Origin of the sequence: Burkholderia sp. Ax-1720, assembly GCF_011753035.1 — a bacterium.
In the GTDB taxonomy this organism is placed as follows: Bacteria; Pseudomonadota; Gammaproteobacteria; order Burkholderiales; family Burkholderiaceae; genus Burkholderia; species Burkholderia gladioli.
Genome location: NZ_VWWK01000159.1, coordinates 1 through 16,332, shown reverse-complemented (window position 1 = coordinate 16,332; position 16,332 = coordinate 1). Strand labels below are relative to the sequence as shown.

General features: G+C 69.2%; 13 protein-coding genes. 6 read left to right on the top strand and 7 right to left on the bottom strand.

The genetic code is table 11. From position 1 onward, the window contains the following. From F3J18_RS29300 to tssI, 3 genes are all read right to left on the bottom strand, one after another. Positions 1-232, bottom strand: a 232-nt coding sequence (locus F3J18_RS29300; RefSeq protein WP_166915642.1) for a hypothetical protein, incomplete at its 3' end; no start/stop codon positions are given. Between the two features lie 14 nt (positions 233-246). Further along, positions 247-669, bottom strand: coding sequence for a DcrB-related protein (locus F3J18_RS29295; RefSeq protein WP_013697245.1), 423 nt, complete (start codon positions 667-669; stop codon positions 247-249). Between the two features lie 40 nt (positions 670-709). Next, complete coding sequence (tssI, locus tag F3J18_RS29290; RefSeq protein WP_166915641.1) at positions 710-2,830, bottom strand: type VI secretion system tip protein TssI/VgrG; 2,121 nt, start codon at positions 2,828-2,830, stop codon at positions 710-712. A 487-nt stretch (positions 2,831-3,317) separates the two neighbouring features. On the opposite strand from tssI, the gene F3J18_RS29285 reads away from it, so the two are divergent. The 3 genes from F3J18_RS29285 (at position 3,318) to F3J18_RS29275 (ending at position 7,042) form a co-directional block, all read left to right on the top strand. Then, positions 3,318-3,929 carry a glutathione S-transferase gene (locus tag F3J18_RS29285; protein WP_025099665.1) on the top strand — a complete coding sequence of 204 codons (612 nt, stop codon included), beginning with the start codon at positions 3,318-3,320 and terminating at the stop codon, positions 3,927-3,929. Positions 3,930-3,957: 28 nt separating this feature from the next. Beyond that, positions 3,958-6,030, top strand: coding sequence for a pyridoxamine 5'-phosphate oxidase family protein (locus tag F3J18_RS29280; protein WP_166915639.1), 2,073 nt, complete (start codon positions 3,958-3,960; stop codon positions 6,028-6,030). A gap of 103 nt (positions 6,031-6,133) precedes the next feature. After that, positions 6,134-7,042, top strand: a complete 909-nt coding sequence (locus F3J18_RS29275) for a LysR family transcriptional regulator (protein ID WP_166915637.1) — start codon at positions 6,134-6,136, stop codon at positions 7,040-7,042. A gap of 78 nt (positions 7,043-7,120) precedes the next feature. On the opposite strand, the gene F3J18_RS29270 is transcribed toward F3J18_RS29275, so the two are convergent. Both F3J18_RS29270 and F3J18_RS29265 read right to left on the bottom strand, forming a co-directional pair. After that, complete coding sequence (locus tag F3J18_RS29270; RefSeq protein WP_166915635.1) at positions 7,121-8,449, bottom strand: tetratricopeptide repeat-containing glycosyltransferase family protein; 1,329 nt, start codon at positions 8,447-8,449, stop codon at positions 7,121-7,123. A 143-nt stretch (positions 8,450-8,592) separates the two neighbouring features. Beyond that, positions 8,593-9,225, bottom strand: a complete 633-nt coding sequence (locus F3J18_RS29265) for an HD domain-containing protein (RefSeq protein WP_166915633.1) — start codon at positions 9,223-9,225, stop codon at positions 8,593-8,595. A gap of 170 nt (positions 9,226-9,395) precedes the next feature. On the opposite strand from F3J18_RS29265, the gene F3J18_RS29260 reads away from it, so the two are divergent. From F3J18_RS29260 to F3J18_RS29250, 3 genes are all read left to right on the top strand, one after another. After that, positions 9,396-10,361 carry a LysR family transcriptional regulator gene (locus F3J18_RS29260; RefSeq protein WP_025099660.1) on the top strand — a complete coding sequence of 322 codons (966 nt, stop codon included), beginning with the start codon at positions 9,396-9,398 and terminating at the stop codon, positions 10,359-10,361. 3 nt (positions 10,362-10,364) lie between these two features. Next, positions 10,365-11,183 carry a helix-turn-helix transcriptional regulator gene (locus F3J18_RS29255; RefSeq protein ID WP_166915631.1) on the top strand — a complete coding sequence of 273 codons (819 nt, stop codon included), beginning with the start codon at positions 10,365-10,367 and terminating at the stop codon, positions 11,181-11,183. Positions 11,184-11,900: 717 nt separating this feature from the next. After that, positions 11,901-13,907 (top strand): S53 family peptidase, encoded by a 2,007-nt coding sequence (locus tag F3J18_RS29250; RefSeq protein WP_166915629.1) that lies wholly within the window; start codon positions 11,901-11,903, stop codon positions 13,905-13,907. A 135-nt stretch (positions 13,908-14,042) separates the two neighbouring features. Here the strand turns inward: F3J18_RS29250 and F3J18_RS29245 are convergent, their stop codons facing one another. Together F3J18_RS29245 and F3J18_RS29240 are read right to left on the bottom strand one after the other, a co-directional pair. Further along, positions 14,043-15,362, bottom strand: a complete 1,320-nt coding sequence (locus tag F3J18_RS29245; RefSeq protein ID WP_166915627.1) for an ATP-grasp domain-containing protein — start codon at positions 15,360-15,362, stop codon at positions 14,043-14,045. 13 nt (positions 15,363-15,375) lie between these two features. Continuing rightward, the coding region (locus F3J18_RS29240) for an ATP-grasp domain-containing protein (RefSeq protein WP_166915625.1) at positions 15,376-16,332 on the bottom strand (957 nt) is incomplete at its 5' end.

The following is a 16,332-nucleotide window of genomic DNA, read 5'->3' as shown; positions in this document are numbered from 1 at the left end:
CGCCGGCACCGAGCGCGGCCGCGCCGCCGGCGCCGCCCGCCAGCGCGGCCGAGCCGCCCGCGTAGGCGGCATAGCCGATGTCGGCACCCGCCATCCCGTAGTTGGCGCCGTCCACCCAGCCCATCTGCTGCTGCTTGGTCTTGTCGCCATCCTCAAGCGTCTGCAGCTTGGCGACGCGCTGCTCGGCGCTGCCGCTCGGCTCCTGGTAGGTGGGCGTGGTGGAATCGGACATGGCCGCTGCCCCGCTCAGGCCGGCTCGCGCAACTGCAGGCTGGCGATCAGCGCCTGCAGTTGCTCGCGCTGCGTGTCGCTGATCGCGCCCGGCGCCGTGAAGGTCAGCATCAGCACCACGCGGCCGTATTCGACCATCGTCAGGCGCTGCTGGATCGGCGCGCGGTTGTTGGTCCAGGTGTATTCGTGCGCGAAGGCCTCGCGGCCCGACACGCTGGTTTCCTCGCTGGAGACCGCCGCGTAGTCGCTGACCTGCCGCGCCAGCTTGCGGATCTCGCCCGCGGTGTATTCGGCGAACTTCATGCCCCACGGCAGGGGCTCGCGAGTGATCACGAAACTCACGCCCTCGGTGCCGGTGGCGGCCGACACGAATACGTTCATGGTCTTGTCCTGCCACGCCTCGGGCATCGCGAAGCTGCCCTCGTGCATCTGGTACATGCTCGGCTTCCTGGTGGGTGAGCGATGCTCGCCGGCTCGCTCAGCTGTTGTCGGGATTGATGTCGGTGCGCGCGGCCTGCACCTTGATGTTGTCGGCGTCGACGTGGATCACCGACTTGCCCTTGTAGATCTCGATCACGTCGCCGGTCATGTGGATCTTCGTGCCGGCATCGCCGCCGATCTTGATCCACAGTTCCTTGGCCTCGATGGTGTGCGTGCCGTTGGGCGCCTGGTAATCGGTCTTGCCCTGCGCCACCACGGTCTTCTGGTCGCCGACATGGACGGTGGTCGCGTCGTTGCCCTTGGCGACGTGGATGGTGCGATCGCCCTTGAGCACCGAGGTGGTCTGCGCGTCCTCCACCACCGTGTTCATGTCCTTCTGCGCGTGCAGGTAGAGCATCTGCGCGCCGGCCACGTCGCTCATCAGCAGTTCGTTGGAGCCGGCGCCCTTGTGCGTCTGGCTCTTGATGCCCATGGTCTGGCCGGCCGCGCCGTGGTACGGGTTGCCCTGCTCGCCGTTGAACATGCGCCCGACGATCACCGGGTTGTCGGGGTCGCCCTGGTTGAAGGCGACGATCACCTCCTGGCCGATCCGCGGGATCGCGGCGGCGCCCCAGCCGGCACCGGCCCAGGGCTGCGAGACGCGGATCCACATCGAGTCGGAGCCGTCGCACTTGCCGCGCCGGTCCCACAGGAAATGCAGCTTCACGCAACTGCCGTTGGTGTGAATCTCCTCGCCCTTGGGACCCACCACGATGGCCGACTGGGTGCCCTGGATCAGCGGCTTGGTGGTCATCCGCTGCGCGCGATAGGCGACCTTCTGCGGCAGCAGCGCGAAGCTGTTGCGATAAGGCAGCTTGGCCGCGTGCTGGGTGTAGTCGTTGACCGCCTCGTGGCGCACCTGCAGCACCACGTACTCCTGGTTGTCGGCCGCAACGGGATGCCCGGTCACGCTCACGCTGCCGGCCGCCGTCATGCGCCAGGCGTAACCCTGCCCCGTGTAGCGATGCGCCTGCGCCTCCTCGGCCTCGATCGCGTAGCGCGCATAGCGGTTGCCGTCGTCGCTGTGGTCGTAGAGCGACTGGTGCTCGAAGCGCTCGGTGGTATCGAGCCGCGCATGCGTGAGCGTCAGCGATTCGGCCTGAACCATCATCAGCGGCGAGGACGGCGTCTGGTGGTTGAAGTCGCGGTAGGTCACCTTGCCCACCCCGAAGCGCCCGCCCTCGTGCAGCTGGTCGATGCCGTTGTATTCGCTGGAGGCGCTGTCCGCGTAGGGCACGCTCGCCAGCCCGTCGATCGGGCGGAACACGCCGTTGGTGTCGCCGATCGCGAGGATGTGCTTGTCCTTCTGGTAGCGATGCGTCCAGATCAGCCCCTCCTGCTCCATCAGCCGCGCGCAGAAGTTGAAATAGGACTCCTGGTACATCACCACGTAGTCGAGCGGCTTCTGCGCATTGCGGATGTCGAAGGCGAAATCGGAGAAGCCGTGCTCGCCGAAGATGGTCGAGAGGATGTCGCGCGCGCTCTGGTTCTGGAAGATCCGGCAATCGGTCGAGCGCGTCAGGAACCAGAACCACGGCACCACCGACATCTGGTATTGCGTGACGCTGCCCGGGTTGCCGACGCGGTCGAACGAGGACACGTAGCCGTCGAAGTAGCGATAGTTATCGCCGCTGGAGGCCGTCACGCGCTCGAGCGATACCTGGGTGGGCTGCTGGTCGAGGCGCAGCTTGACCTGCTGGCCGATCAGGTCGGCCGGCTTGAGGTCGTTGCGATGCGAGAGCAGGTCGAGATGGATCTCCGGCAGCCGGTTCACCTGCTCGTCGACGATCGCCACGCTCACCAGCAGCACGTCCTGGCCCAGCGGCGTGTCGAGCGTGACGTAGCGGTTGGCCTGGGTCAGCGTGGCGCTGCTGCCTGCCACCTGGCCGTTGATCGACTCGGCGATCGCCGAGGGCGGCCGGTTCAGCAGCGAGAAGCCGGTCTGCGCGAGCTGCATGGCGCGCTGCACGGTGTCGAGATGGCTGGCCACCCCGGCCAGCGGGCCGAGCTGGCCGGCAACGCCGGAGGCCAGCGAACCGGCGAGTCCGCCGAGCGGACTGGGTAAGGGGCTGCCGCCGATCGCACTGAGCAGGCCGCCGCCGTTCGGAGCAAAACTCATCGTGGTTCCTTTCCGTCTCGGGTTCCGCCAAGGCAGCCGGGGCCGCGCCGAGGCGTCGATACTTTAGGGGAAATTCCGCCGACAAGAAAGCTCAGGATCACTATTGAAGCGCATCAAAATAGCCTTGTTTTCAGGGTTCGAACGTATCGCGCCGGGCAACGGAAATCCCTACCTGGAAGCCGCGTCGCGCACTGGAAAGACTTGCCGAATTCCGGCTCGCACATCGTCGAGATGTCGTCGACATGTCGTCGGCATGTCCACTGCGTGACACCTCGATGACGCGTTGCGCAAGGCTGCCCGCGGCGCGCTTCCACCGCTTCTCGCGGCTATTCATCCGACGATTCCGCACCCTCGGCATTGCGCGCCACTGTTCGCGTTTCGAGAAGAATCCATTCGCGCCGCGGCCGATTCCCCGCCCGGCGCCGCGTCCCTAGACTGGCTTCATGCGATCGGATGGTCCGGTCGCCCAGACCCAGAGGATTCCAGCATGAAGCTCTATCACCACCCGCTGTCCGGCCATTCGCACCGCGTGCGCCTGCTGCTGTCGCTGCTCGGCATCGAGTACGACGCGATCGAGGTCGACCTGGCCGCCGCCGCCCACAAGTCGCCCGAGTTCCTGAAGCTGAACCGCTTCGGCCAGGTGCCGGTGCTGGTCGACGGCGAGACGGTGATCGCCGATTCGAACGCGATCCTGGTCTATCTCGCGCGCCGCGCCGGCAAGCCGGGCTGGCTGCCCGAGGCGCCGGTCGAGGAAGCGGCGGTGCAGCGCTGGTTGTCGGTGGCCGCCGGCGAAATCGCCTACGGCCCGGCCGCGGCGCGCCTGATCACGGTGTTCGGCGCGAGCTACCATGCCGACGAGGTGATCGCGCGCGCCCACCGGATCCTCAAGCTGATCGACGAGGAACTGGCCGGCCACGCCTTCATCGTCGGCGAGACCGCGACGATCGCCGATGTCGCGCTGTACGGCTACATCTCGCGGGCCCCCGAGGGCAACGTCGACCTGTCGTTCTACCCGCACATCAATGCCTGGTTGAGCCGCATCGAGGCGCTGCCCGGCTTCGTCGAGTTCCGCAAGACGCCGGTCGGCCTCGCCGCCTGAACCACGCGCCACCCCGGGGAGTCCTGGCATGAAGCTCACGCACACCGAAACCGCATCGCCCTGGCACGAGGGCGAGCTGGCAATCCAGCGCAAGACCGGCGTGGCCGGCAAGATGCACGAAGTGGGCCAGCGGGTGGTGCGCGACTACATGCCGGACCAGCATCGCGAGTTCTACGCGCAGTTGCCCTTCATCGCGTTCGGCGCCGTCGATGAACGCGGCGATGCCTGGGCGAGCTTCCTGAGCGGCCATCCCGGCTTCATGCAGTCGCCCGAGCCTGGGCGGCTGCATGTCGAGGCCGGCGTCGATCCCGCCGATCCGGCAGCGCCGGGCCTGTACGAAGGCGCGGCGATCGGCCTGCTCGGCATCGAGCTGCATACGCGCCGCCGCAACCGCATGAACGGCACGCTGCGCGCGCACACGGCCGGCGGCTTCGACGTGCAGGTGCGGCAGAGCTTCGGCAACTGCCCGCAGTACATCCAGTTGCGCGATTTCGGTTTCGTGCGCGAGCCCTCGCAATACACCGACATCGCCCCGCTCGAGTTCGACCATCTCGACGCGCGTGCCCGCGCCATCATCGCGGCGGCCGATACCTTCTTCGTCGCCTCCTATGTGGGCGAGGGCGAGGCGCGCCAGGTCGACGTCTCGCATCGCGGCGGCAATGCCGGCTTCGTCAGGATCGACGAGGACGGCCGGCTGACCGTGCCCGACTTCGCCGGCAACCTGTTCTTCGCCACGCTCGGCAACTTCCTCGTCAATCCGCGCGCCGGCCTGGTGTTCGTCGATTTCGAAACGGGCGACATGCTGCAGATGACGGGCGAGGCCAGCGTCGAGCTCGAATCGGAGGAGATCGCCGCCTTCCAGGGCGCCGAGCGGCTGTGGCATTTCAAGCCGCGCCGCGTGGTCCATCGCCGGCAGGCGATGCCGCTGCGCTGGCGCTTTCGCGCCGACGGCTGGTCGCCGAACTCGCTGATGACGGGTAGCTGGGACGAGGCCGCCAGCCGCCTGAAGGCCGCCGCGCTGGCCAATGCCTGGCGACCCTTCGAGGTCACGCGCATCGTCGACGAGACGCCGGCGATCCGCTCCTTCCACCTGCAGCCGGCCGACGGCGCCGGCCTGCTGCCGCACGCGGCCGGCCAGCACCTGCCGATCCGCGTCACGCCGCCGGGCCATGAACGCGCGCTGATTCGCACCTACACGCTGTCCACCGCGCCTTCCGACGGCGTCTACCGGATCAGCGTCAAGCGCGACGGGCTGGTGTCCGCCTACCTGCACGACACGCTGCGCCCGGGCAGCACGCTCGAGACGCGCGCGCCGGCCGGCGCCTTCACGATCGACGCGGCGCAGACGCGGCCGGCCGTGCTGCTGGCCGCGGGCGTGGGCGTCACGCCGATGCTGGCGATGCTGCGGCACATCGTGTACGAGGGGCTGCGCAAGCGCCGCGTGCGGCCGACCTGGTTCTTCCATTCGGCGCGCTCGCTCGGCGAGCGGGCCTTCTCCGCGGAGATCGCGCAACTGGCCGCCGCCTCGAAAGGCGCGGTGACGGTGGTGCGCGCGCTCAGCGATACGGTAGGCGCGCAAGCGCGCGAGGACTACGACTTCGGCGGCCGCCTCGATATCGCGTTGCTGCGGCGTACCCTGCCCTTCGACGACTACGACTTCTATCTGTGCGGCCCCGGCGGCTTCATGCAGTCGATGTACGACGCGCTGCGCGACCTCAACGTGGCCGACGCGCGGATCCATGCCGAGGCCTTCGGCCCCTCGGGGCTGCAGCGACGACGCGATGCCGCCGCCGCGGCCGCCCCGGCGCGCGAGCCCGCCACCGAGCCGACGCCCGTGGCCTTCGTGAAGTCGGGCAAGGAAGCGCGCTGGCAGCCGGACGGCGGCTCGCTGCTGGAGCTGGCCGAGGCGCGCGGGCTCTCGCCCGAATACGGTTGCCGCAGCGGCAGTTGCGGGTCCTGCCGCGCACGTGTGGTCGAGGGCGCGGTGGCCTATCCGAGCGCGCCGGAGTTCGAGGTGGCCGAGGGCGAGGCGCTGATCTGCTGCGCGGTGCCGGCCAGCCCGGCATCGGGCGGCGGCTCGCGTCTGCTGCTCGATCTTTGAGACGTGCGCCGCCGGTTCGGATCGTCCCGGCGACGGCGCCCGATGCTGCTATCTTTACGGCCATCGCGCCCGCTCACCCGCCCTACCCTCTTCACACCCGCCCATGGACAAGCATCAGGCAATGACCGTCTTCGTCACCGTCGTCGAGACCGAGGGTTTCGCCTCGGCCGCGCGCAAGCTGCGCGTCTCGCCCTCGGTGATCAGCCGCGTGGTGACCGAACTCGAGGAGCATCTCGGCGTGCGGCTGCTCACGCGCACCACGCGCGTGGTGCGCGTGACCGACGCCGGCGCGCGCTTCTTCGAGGACAGCCGGCGCATCCTCGCCGACATCGCCGCGGCGGAGCTGGGCGCCGCCAGCGAGAACACCACGCCGCGCGGCCAGTTGACCGTCACCGCGCCGGTGATGTTCGGCAAGATCCATCTGCTGCCGATCACGCACGAGTACCTGCGGCGTTATCCGGCCGTCAACGTGCAATGCTGGTTTCTCGACCGCATCGTCAACCTGGTCGACGAAGGCGTGGACGTCGGGATCCGCATCGGCGAGCTGCCCGATTCCTCGCTGCAGGCGATCCCGGTCGGCAAGGTGCGGCGCGTGTTGTGCGCCTCGCCCGCCTATCTGAAGGCGCATGGCACGCCCCGGCATCCCGACGAGCTGGCCTCGCACGTCACGATCCAGAGCGTGAGCGCGGCGCCCACGGCCGAGTGGCGCTTTCGCGAGGGCGAGCGCCAGACCCTGGTGTCGATCCAGCCGCGCCTGTCCACCACCACCAACGACTCGGCGATCGACGCGGCGGTGGCGGGCCTGGGCATCATGCGCGGCATCTCCTACCAGATCACCGAGGAAGTCGCGGCGGGCCGCCTGCGGATCGTGCTGGCCGATTACGAGATCGAGCCGCTGCCGGTGCACGTGATCCATCGCGAAGGCCGGCATGTGAACCAGAAGGTGCGCGCCTTCGTGGATCTCGCGGTGGAGACGCTGCGGGCCAAGTCGGGCAGGTGGGGCGCGGGCTGAGGTAGGCGCATGCCCCACCGCGTTGCACCGTGTCAGGCATGCGCATGCGGGATTCGCGCCAGGCATGGCCCGAGCCGATCAGCTCGAAGGCTGTCTCGAAGCCCACTCCCCTAGCGCCTGTCTCACGCGCTCCACCACCCGCTCCCATCCCTCCCCATCCCCTTGCCGGAACAGGCGCAGGCGCGCCGGGTACCAGGGCGTGTCCTCGCGCCCGTGCATCCAGCGCCAGTCGACGTCGCGCCCCGGCAGCAAGACCCAGCAAGGCACGCCCAGCGTCGCGGCGAGATGGGCGACCGAGGTATCCACGCAGATCAGCAGGTCGAGCTGGGCGAGGATGGCCGCGCTGTCGGCCAGGTCCTCCGCCTCGGCGCCGAGCGCCAGCAGCGGCTGGCTGGCCGCCGCGGGCGCGATCTCGTCCTCGCCCGCGCCCTTCTGCAGGCTGACGAAGCCGATCCCCGGCACCGACCAGAGCGGCGCCAGCGCGGCCAGCGACGGCAGCGAGCGATGCGCGTCGTTGTGATGTTGCGGATTGCCCTTCCATGCCAGCCCGACCTTGCGCCCGGCTCCGGGCGCCAAGGTATCGAGCGCATCGAGGCGGGCGCGCCAGCGTGCCAGCCCGGCCGGCTCGATCGGCAAGGCGACCGGCGCGGGGATCGTGATGGCCGAGGTGCCGAAATGCGCGGGCGCGCTGAGCAGGCTGGTCCAGCAATCGAAGCTTGCCGCGCGCGCCTGGGCGCTGTCGTGATCGAGCACCGCGTCGACCCCGGCCACGCCCGCCAGCAGGCGATGCAGGGCCCTCATGCAGGCGACGCTCACGCGGCTCGCGCCGGCGGCCTCGAGCATCGGCAGGTAGCGCGCGAACTGGATCATGTCGCCCAGGCCATCCTCCTGCCACACCAGCAGCGAACGCCCGGCCAGCGGCTCGCCCTGCCATTGCGGGCAAGGCAGCATGGCGCGGGTGCGTTGGTGCACGAAGCGCGGGTGCGCGTAGCGCGATTCATAGAGCGGCCAGCCCTCCTCGAAGCGCCCGAGACTCAGCAGCAGCGTGGCCAGGCCGAACAGCGCATCGGGATAGTCGGGGCGCAGCGCCAGCGCGCGGCGATAGGCGAGCTCGGCCTCCTCGAGGCGCCCCGCGTGGCGCGTCAGGCTGGCGAGATTGCAATGGGCTTCGGGCAGGTTCGGGTCGAGCACCGAGGCGAGACGCACGTGCGCCTCGGCCTCGGCGAAACGCTCCAGCACCTCGAGCACGTTGCCGAGATTGCTGTGCGCCACCGCGGCGCCGGGCAGGATCGCCAGCACCTGGCGATAGGCGTGCTCGGCCTCGGCATGGCGGCCTTGCGCGACCAGCGAGAGGGCGAGATCGAAATGCGCTTGGGCCGGATGCGGGTCGGGCGGCGTGGCGGTCATGGCGAGGTGGCGACAGTCTCGTGGGACGAAGACGCTACGCTAGCGCAAGCCCGCCCCGCCCGATCGCGCGAGTTGCGCGCCTGCCGGGCCGCAATTCGGGCAATCGCGGCCGCGCGCGGCGGTCTGGAGGGAAGGAGCGAGGATCAGCCCGGCTGGCCGGCGCGCGCCTCGCGCGAGGCGAAATGCGCGCGCACGCGCTGGCGCGCCGCTTCCCACAGCACGGGCGAGCCGCGCTCGATCACCGGGCCGTAGCGCTCCAGCACCTGCTGCTCGCTCACGCCGTTCTCGGTCCAGGTGCCGCCGTCGGTCAGGGTATTGAGCAGCAGCGGCTGCAGCCGGTCGAGCGACTTGGCGAACACCGCCTCGGGCGTTTGCGCCGCCTCGAACTCCTCCCACAGGCCCAGCATCGCCTCGGCCTGCGGGCTCGGCAGCAGGCCGAAGATGCGCCGGGCAGCGCGGCGCTCGGCTTCCTCGATCTGCGCAGCCTCGGCGCTGGAGGCGTGGATCGGGTGATCGCCGGCGTCGATCTCGACGATGTCGTGCACCAGCAGCAGCCGGACCACGTGCAGGACATCGACCTCGCCGGCATGCTCGGCCAGCGTCAGCGCGAACATCGACAGGTGCCAGCCATGCTCGGCGGAGTTTTCCTTGCGGCTGCGATCGATCAGCGGCGACTGGCGCATCACGGACTTGAGCTTGTCCAGCTCGGCGAGAAACTCGAATTGCCGCGCGAGCGCGTCGGTGGCGTGGGCGGGGGTGTTCGGGGTCAAATGCATCCTCCTGACGATTCCTGATGGGGTGGATGCCGCAGTTTGGCACGACTGGCCGCCGGCGATCGCCTCGATATCACGATCCAGGCAATTTATCCCTAAAAACGGTCAGGCTTCGCGCCGGCCGGGCACACGCATGGGATACTGAAATTCGATGAATTCGCCGTGGGCAAGGGATGAACACGACTCAAAACATGAGCGTCTTTGTGCGAGTCGCCGAATCGGGCAGTTTCTCCGGCGCCGCTGCTGCGTTGCAGCGTTCGACGGCCCAGGTCTCGCGCGCCGTGTCGGACCTGGAGGCGCACCTGAGCACCCGGCTGCTGAACCGGAACACCCGCCGCGTCGCGCTGACCGAGGCGGGCGAACGCTATCTGCGGCACTGCCGCAAGATTCTCGCCGACCTCGAATTCGCCGAGGCGGAACTGCTCACCGACCAGCCGCCCCAGGTGCCGCGCGGCCAGTTGCGCATCCATTCGATGACCAGCTTCGGCACGCACTACGTGATGCCGCTGGTCGCCGAATTCATGCGCGCCTATCCGCAGATCAGCATCGACCTCACGCTCTCCCAGCGCTCGGTCGACATCCTCAACGAGATGTACGACGGCACCCTCACCATCTCCGACATGCCGGCCGGCGACGGCATCGTCTCGCGGCGGCTCGGCGAGATCTCCTGCATCGTCTGCGCCTCGCCGGACTACCTGGCCGCCCACGGCGTGCCGCGAACGCCCGCCGATCTGCAGGCGCATACCTGCCTGCACCTGCGCTCGCCCGGCATGCCCTTCAGCGACTGGCAATTCAGCGGACCTGCCGGCATCGAGCAGGTGCGCTTCGAACAGCATCCCTTCGTGGTCAACGTGGCCGCCTCGATGGCGGTGGCCGTCGAGCAGGGCATGGGCGTCGGCATCCTGCCCGCGCCGATCGCCCTGGGCGGCCTGCGCAAGGGCACGCTGCGGCGCCTGCTTCCCGCCTACACGATGCCGTCGATGCTCGTCGAGCTGGCCCACCCGGCGCGCGCCCAGCTCAGCCCGCAGCTCGGCGCCTGGATCGCGTTCCTGGCCGATCGCCTGCCGGCGATGCTGGCGCGCGATGCCCAGGCGCTGGCCGAGGGCACCGGCAATGCGGATGCGCCGGCGCAAGGGTGAGCCTTGCGCGACCCGAACCCCGCCCACGCCCCGGCCGCCTTCGACCCGGATCACCATTCGGCCCGCGCCGTGGCCCTGCACCTGGATGCGCGCGACAACGCGGTCGAGTTGCCGGTTCACCGGCACCGGCGAGGCCAGCTGGTGATCGCGCGGCGCGGCTTCGTCACCTGCCTGGTCGAAAGCGGCGTGTGGGTGGTGCCGCATCATTGCGGCGTCTGGATTCCCGGCGGCGTCGCGCACAGCAACCGGGTGGCAGCCAATGGCGAAATCACCGTGCTATTCGTCGAGCCGGGCGCGGCGCGCATGCCGCAACACTGCTGCACCTTCGCGATCCCGCCGCTGATCCGCGAACTGATCGCCCATCTCGCCGAGCGCCCCCACGACTACGAGGAAGACAGCGCGACCGGCCGCCTGGCCGCCGTCCTGCTCGAACAACTGGGCGGCATGCCGCTGGAGCAGCTGCACCTGCCGATGTCGCCGAAACGGCAACTGCGCCGGATCGCGGCCGCCTTGCTCAAGGACCCGTCGAATCGCGCCACGGTCGCGCAATGGGCGGCGCAAGTGGCGCTCAGCGAGCGCAGCCTGGCGCGGCTCGTGATGGCCGAGACCGGCTTGAGCTTCGGCCGCTGGCGGCGCCAGCTGCACATCGTGGTGGCGATCCAGAGGCTTTCGACGGGGCTGTCGGTGCAGCGCGTGGCGGCGGAGCTCGGCTACGAATCGGTGAACGCCTTCATCACCATGTTCAAGAAGGTGCTGGGGAAAACGCCGGGGCATTACCTGCCGCGCGCGGCACCGGTTCGCGACGACACGCATCGATCGTGAACAATCGCGTCAATCGCATCGCACTTGCGCAATTGACAAAAACCTTTCATCCCTCGTAAAACAAAACCGGATTTCTCCAGCCATTTTCACCACGAACAAATAATCAAAATCGACCATCAACGGCCGATCATCAAACGAAATACATTTCTTTTCCGGAATCGGAATTCCTTGAAAGATCCCTGCCCGGTTTCGCGGAATCTCGCCAGACGGCCGATTTTCTTCGGTGTTTAGCGAGGCCGCGGCAACAAGAATGCTCGCCGCCGGGCATATAAGCATCCGATAAAAAACACTAAAAAATGTCCCCCGGATATTTGACCCATTCGATTTTCCCCACTATCTTCCCCATCACTTCAGCAATCTTTCAAATTCTCACCAACGCTTTCCAGGTATTTCACCCGATGCGCCCGCATCGGGGATGAGATTCGCACTCCGGAATATCAGCATCAGCGCATGCATGACAGGCGGCCTGCCCGATCCGGGTAGCGCAGCCGCATTGGCGTCGCCGCTCCGATCACCCCCGGCGCGGCGGCATACGAGGGGGCCGCAAGGTCGCATCGGTGGATCACCGATCGCCCGACCGGTCTTGTTTTGCCGGGAGGGAAACATGTCGCCGTGATTCGCGTCCGCTTCGCCGTGCTCGCAGCAAGCGAGCGCCGCCCGTCGAGCCTCGACGGGTATCGCCGATTTCATCTCCTGCCTTTCCGTTCGGAGTCGAACATGTCAAACCATCAGTCCGTCCAGCGCCGTGCCCTGAAGCGTTTTGCTTTTTCGCTGCTCCCCATCACGGCCGCCGTGCTCGCGCAGCCTGCCGCGCACGCGGCCGATCCCGGCAACTGGGTCGCCACCCGCACCCAGGCCTTCCTGCTGCCGGCCGGCGCGAGCGCCGGCACCGCGACGGCCAGCATCGCCAGCACCACGCAAGCGCGTACCGCCGCCACCCGCTACGCGCTCAACAGCGCCGGCAAGCCGGCCCTGCCCAACACGCAGGTCACGCCGCTGGAGCTGAGCCAGCCGCTGCATATCGCGGTGGCACTGAAGAATCGCAACGAGGCCGAGCTCGACGCGCTGCTCAAGGAGATCGAGCAGCCGGGCAGCGCCAACTACCAGAAATACCTCACGCCGGCCCAGTTCAAGGCCCGCTTCGCGCCCACCGACGAACAGGTGCAGGCGGTGGTCGCGCATCTGAAGGCGAGCGGTTTCAGTCATGTCGAGGTGTCGGCGAACAACAAGCTGGTCACGGCCAGCGGCAACGCGAGCGACGTGCAGAACGCCTTCCATGCCAGCCTCAAGCGCTTCAGCTACCTGGGCAAGCCGGTGTATGCGAACGACACGCCCGCGCTGGTTCCGGCGCAGTTGGGCGCGACCGTGGACAGCGTGCTCGGCCTACAGAACGTGGTGACGCCGCGCCCGCAGATCGCCCTGCCGCCGGCGAACCCGGCGCGCAACCAGGGGGCCTCGGCCAACGCGGCCGCGCCGCAGGCCGCCGCGGCCTCGCAGGTGGCCCACCAGCCGACCGATTTCGCGAAGATCTACAACGCCGGCAGCCTGCCGGCGGCGACCAAGACCACAGTGGGCATCATCACCTGGGGCGATGTCTCGCAGGCCATCACCGATCTCAACATCTTCACCAGGAACGCCGGGCTGGCCACCGTCGACACCAAGGTGGTGGCCGGCGGATCGGGCACCCTCAATCCGATCGACGACAATTCGCTGGGCGAGTGGAATCTCGACAGCCAGAGCATCATCGGCACCTCGGGCGGGGTCAAGCAGCTGATCTTCTACTCCGCGCTCAATACCATCGACGACGGCTCGGGCGTCAGCTACGTGGCTTCCGATGCGGACATCGCCGCCGCCTACGACAAGGCGGTGAGCGACAACGAGGCCAAGATCATCAACGTCTCGCTGGGCGCGGACGAAACCGCCGCAGGCGGCAGCGGCGCGCTGGCCGCGCTCGACAGCACCTTCAAGCAGGCGGTGGCGCAGGGGCAGATCTTCTCGGTGTCCTCGGGCGACGCGGGCGTCTATCAGTGGTCGCGTTCCCCCTATGGCCAGCCCGGCGTGGTCGGCAGCGACTCGAACTACTGGTTCGATGCCTTGTTCGGCTCGCCGCGCCTGACATCGACCGTCGACCTGGGCAAGTACAGCGTGTCGACCCCCGCCAGCTCGCCGTATGTGGTCGCGGTCGGCGGCACCACGCTATCCACCACCACCACCACCACCTGGGCCGGCGAAACGGCCTGGAACGAAGGCCTGCGCTTTGCCGACGCCACCAGCAGCGGCGCGCTCGACGATGCCGTTCGGCTGTGGGCGACCGGCGGCGGCGTCAGCCAGTACGAACCCGTGCCTGCCTGGCAAACCGCCACGCTGGGCAAGTCGGTCACCAAGCGCGCGCTGCCGGATGTGTCCTTCGATGCGGCCAGCGCGACCGGCGCGATCCTGGTCCACAAGGGCAAGACCGGTTATGGGCCGGTGGGCGGCACCAGCCTCGCCTCGCCGATCTTCGTGGGCGGCTTCGCGCGGGTCGAGTCGGCGCACGACAACAGCATCGGCTTCCCCAATCCCCGCTTCTACCAGAACCTGCCCGCCAGCCCGACGCTGGTGCACGACGTCACTTCCGGCAACAACGGTTATGACGGGCATGGCTACAAGGCCGGCGCGGGCTGGGATTACGCGACCGGTCACGGCAGCCTGGACTTCGCCAAGCTGAGCGCCAGCTACAAGTGATGTCGTCGGGAGAAAAGCGCGGCGATTCCCGGTGATTCGAGGGGAATGCTGCGCCAAGCAGGACGGGCCCGGCACGCGAGGCAACAAGCTCGCGTGCCGGGCCCGTTGCCGGGTACCAGGTATCGGGTACCGGGTTCAGGCCGCTGCCGATGCCGATTGCGGCTGGGCCAATCCCTGCCCGCGCGGCCAGCCGGGACGGCTCGGCGCCGTGAGATCCGCGAGCGTGTAGCGGAACTCGCGCAGCGTGGCGTCGATCGCCGCGCCGATCTCGTCCTCCGAAGCCCCGCGATAGCGGAAGCGCGCGAGGATCGTATCGTAGCCGCCCTTGCCGTCGAAGCCGTGATGGCGCTTGGGCAGCACGGCACGATACAGCGCCGCGATGCCCGACGGCACCTCGGCCTCGACGAAGCGGCTGCCGACCGGCTCGGGCAGCATCAGGAAGCCGCCGCGCAGCGGCGAGGCGGACGCGGCCCGCGCCGCCTGCGCGCGCGCGGCGAAGCGCGCCGCATCGCCCGATTGCTGGGCGACCCACAGGTCGTAGAGATCGACGCCATAGAGATCCCGGAACAGGAACGGAATCTCCCCGCCGCCGACGCGCGCGCCGATCTCCAGGAAGGTCAGGCCGTCGCCGCCGCGGATCACCTCCAGGTGGAAGGCGCCGTCGTCGAGCCCGAGCGCGCGCAGGCTGTCCCGCGCGAACGCGAGCAGCGCGTCGTCGGCCGGGCCGGGGTCGAGCATCACCGAGCCGAGCGGCTTGCCGTTGGCGAAATCGAGGCAGGTGTTGACGTAGCGCGAGGCACGCGCGATCACGAATTCGCCGTCGGCGACCAGCCCGTCGACGTGATAGATCGGCCCCTCGATGTACTCCTCGCACTCGTGGTCGGCACGCGCCAGCGTCGGCCACAGCGCCGCGAGCTGCGCCGGCGTATCGACACGCCGCACGCCCGCGCTGGCCGCGCCGGCGCGCGGCTTCAGGACCAGCGGAAAACGCAGCGCGGCGAGCGCCGACGCATCGGGCGCGTCGACCTCGTCCAGCGCGACGAAGCGCGGCACGCGCAGGCCCGCCGCGGCCACCACCTGCTTCATCACGGCCTTGTCGCGAAAGCGGGCCACCGCCGCCGGCCGATCGCCGGGGATCTCGAAGGCCTCGCGCAGCCGGCCCGCCGCGATCAGGTCGAACTCCGACAGCGCGACCAGCCGGTCGATGCCGCCCAGCGCCGCGCCGCAGGCTCGCACGGCCTCGTGCAGGGCCGCCTCGTCGAGGAAGTCGGGCAGCCGCTCGAGATGCGCGATACGCGAGGCGGCCAGCGCGGCGGAGCCGTCGGGCGTGCAGACATAGGCCACCTCGTGCGCGTCGTGGTCGATGTAGCGGTGATAGGCGGCGAAATCGTCGGACCAGCGATTGAGCACGACGATGCGGCTGCGCCCGGGGGAAGGTTGCGGATGCAAGCTCATTGGCGTGTCTCCTTCAGAGATCGGTCAGCGCGGGGCCGAATTCGAGCGCGCGCAGCGCCTCGGCCACGCGCCGATCGAGCGTCGCCCGATCCGGCGCGGTGAACAGCACATGCCCGACGCGGCCACGAAAATCGGTCAGGCGCGGCACCAGTTCGCCGAGGCGCGGGTAGATCTCGATCTCCTCGAAACCGGGCAGCGCGCGCACCGGCTCGATGCCGTGCACGCCGGCGAAACGCCCCGCCGCGTCCGGCGCGAGGAAACGCACGCCGCTCACCTGGGTGGCGAGCCGGCCCTCGTAGGCGGGCGCCGGATCGGCCTCGCCCAGATGGCCGCGGATCATCACCTCGGGCAGCGAGATCGACTTGCTGAGCTCGACCAGCCGATAGATGCGATCGCCGCCGAGCCGCGCGGCGATCTCGATCAGCACCGGGCCGTCGCGCGTGATGCGCGCCTCGGCATGGAACACGCCGAGCGTGAGCCCGATGCGCGCCGCCGCGGCCTCGACGTAGGCGACCAGCGTCGCCCGCGTCTCGGGCGCGAGCGGCGCGTCGACCACGTGCCCCATCTCGACGAAGTACGGCTCGGGCCCGAGCAGCTTCTCGGTCACCGCGAGCACGCGCGGGCCGTGCCGGCCGACGTAACCCTCCAGGCTGTATTCGGGGCCGTAGAGATATTGCTCGAGCAGCAGCGCCTGGCCGAGCTCGCGACCCATGTCGACCACGCCCTCGCGGGTGGCGCGCTCGACGGCCTCGCGCAGCGCCGGCAGCGAATCGACGCGCGTCACCAGCTGGCTGCCGCAGCCGTCGACGGGCTTGAGCACGGCCGGGAACCCGACCCGCTCGGCGGCGGCCTCCAGCTCGGCCGGTGACGCGATCCGCGCGAAGCGCGGCACCGCCAGCCCGGCCTCGGCCAGCCGCTGCCGGCTGCGATGCTTGTCGCGCGTGAGCGCCGCCGCGTCCGGCGGCAGATG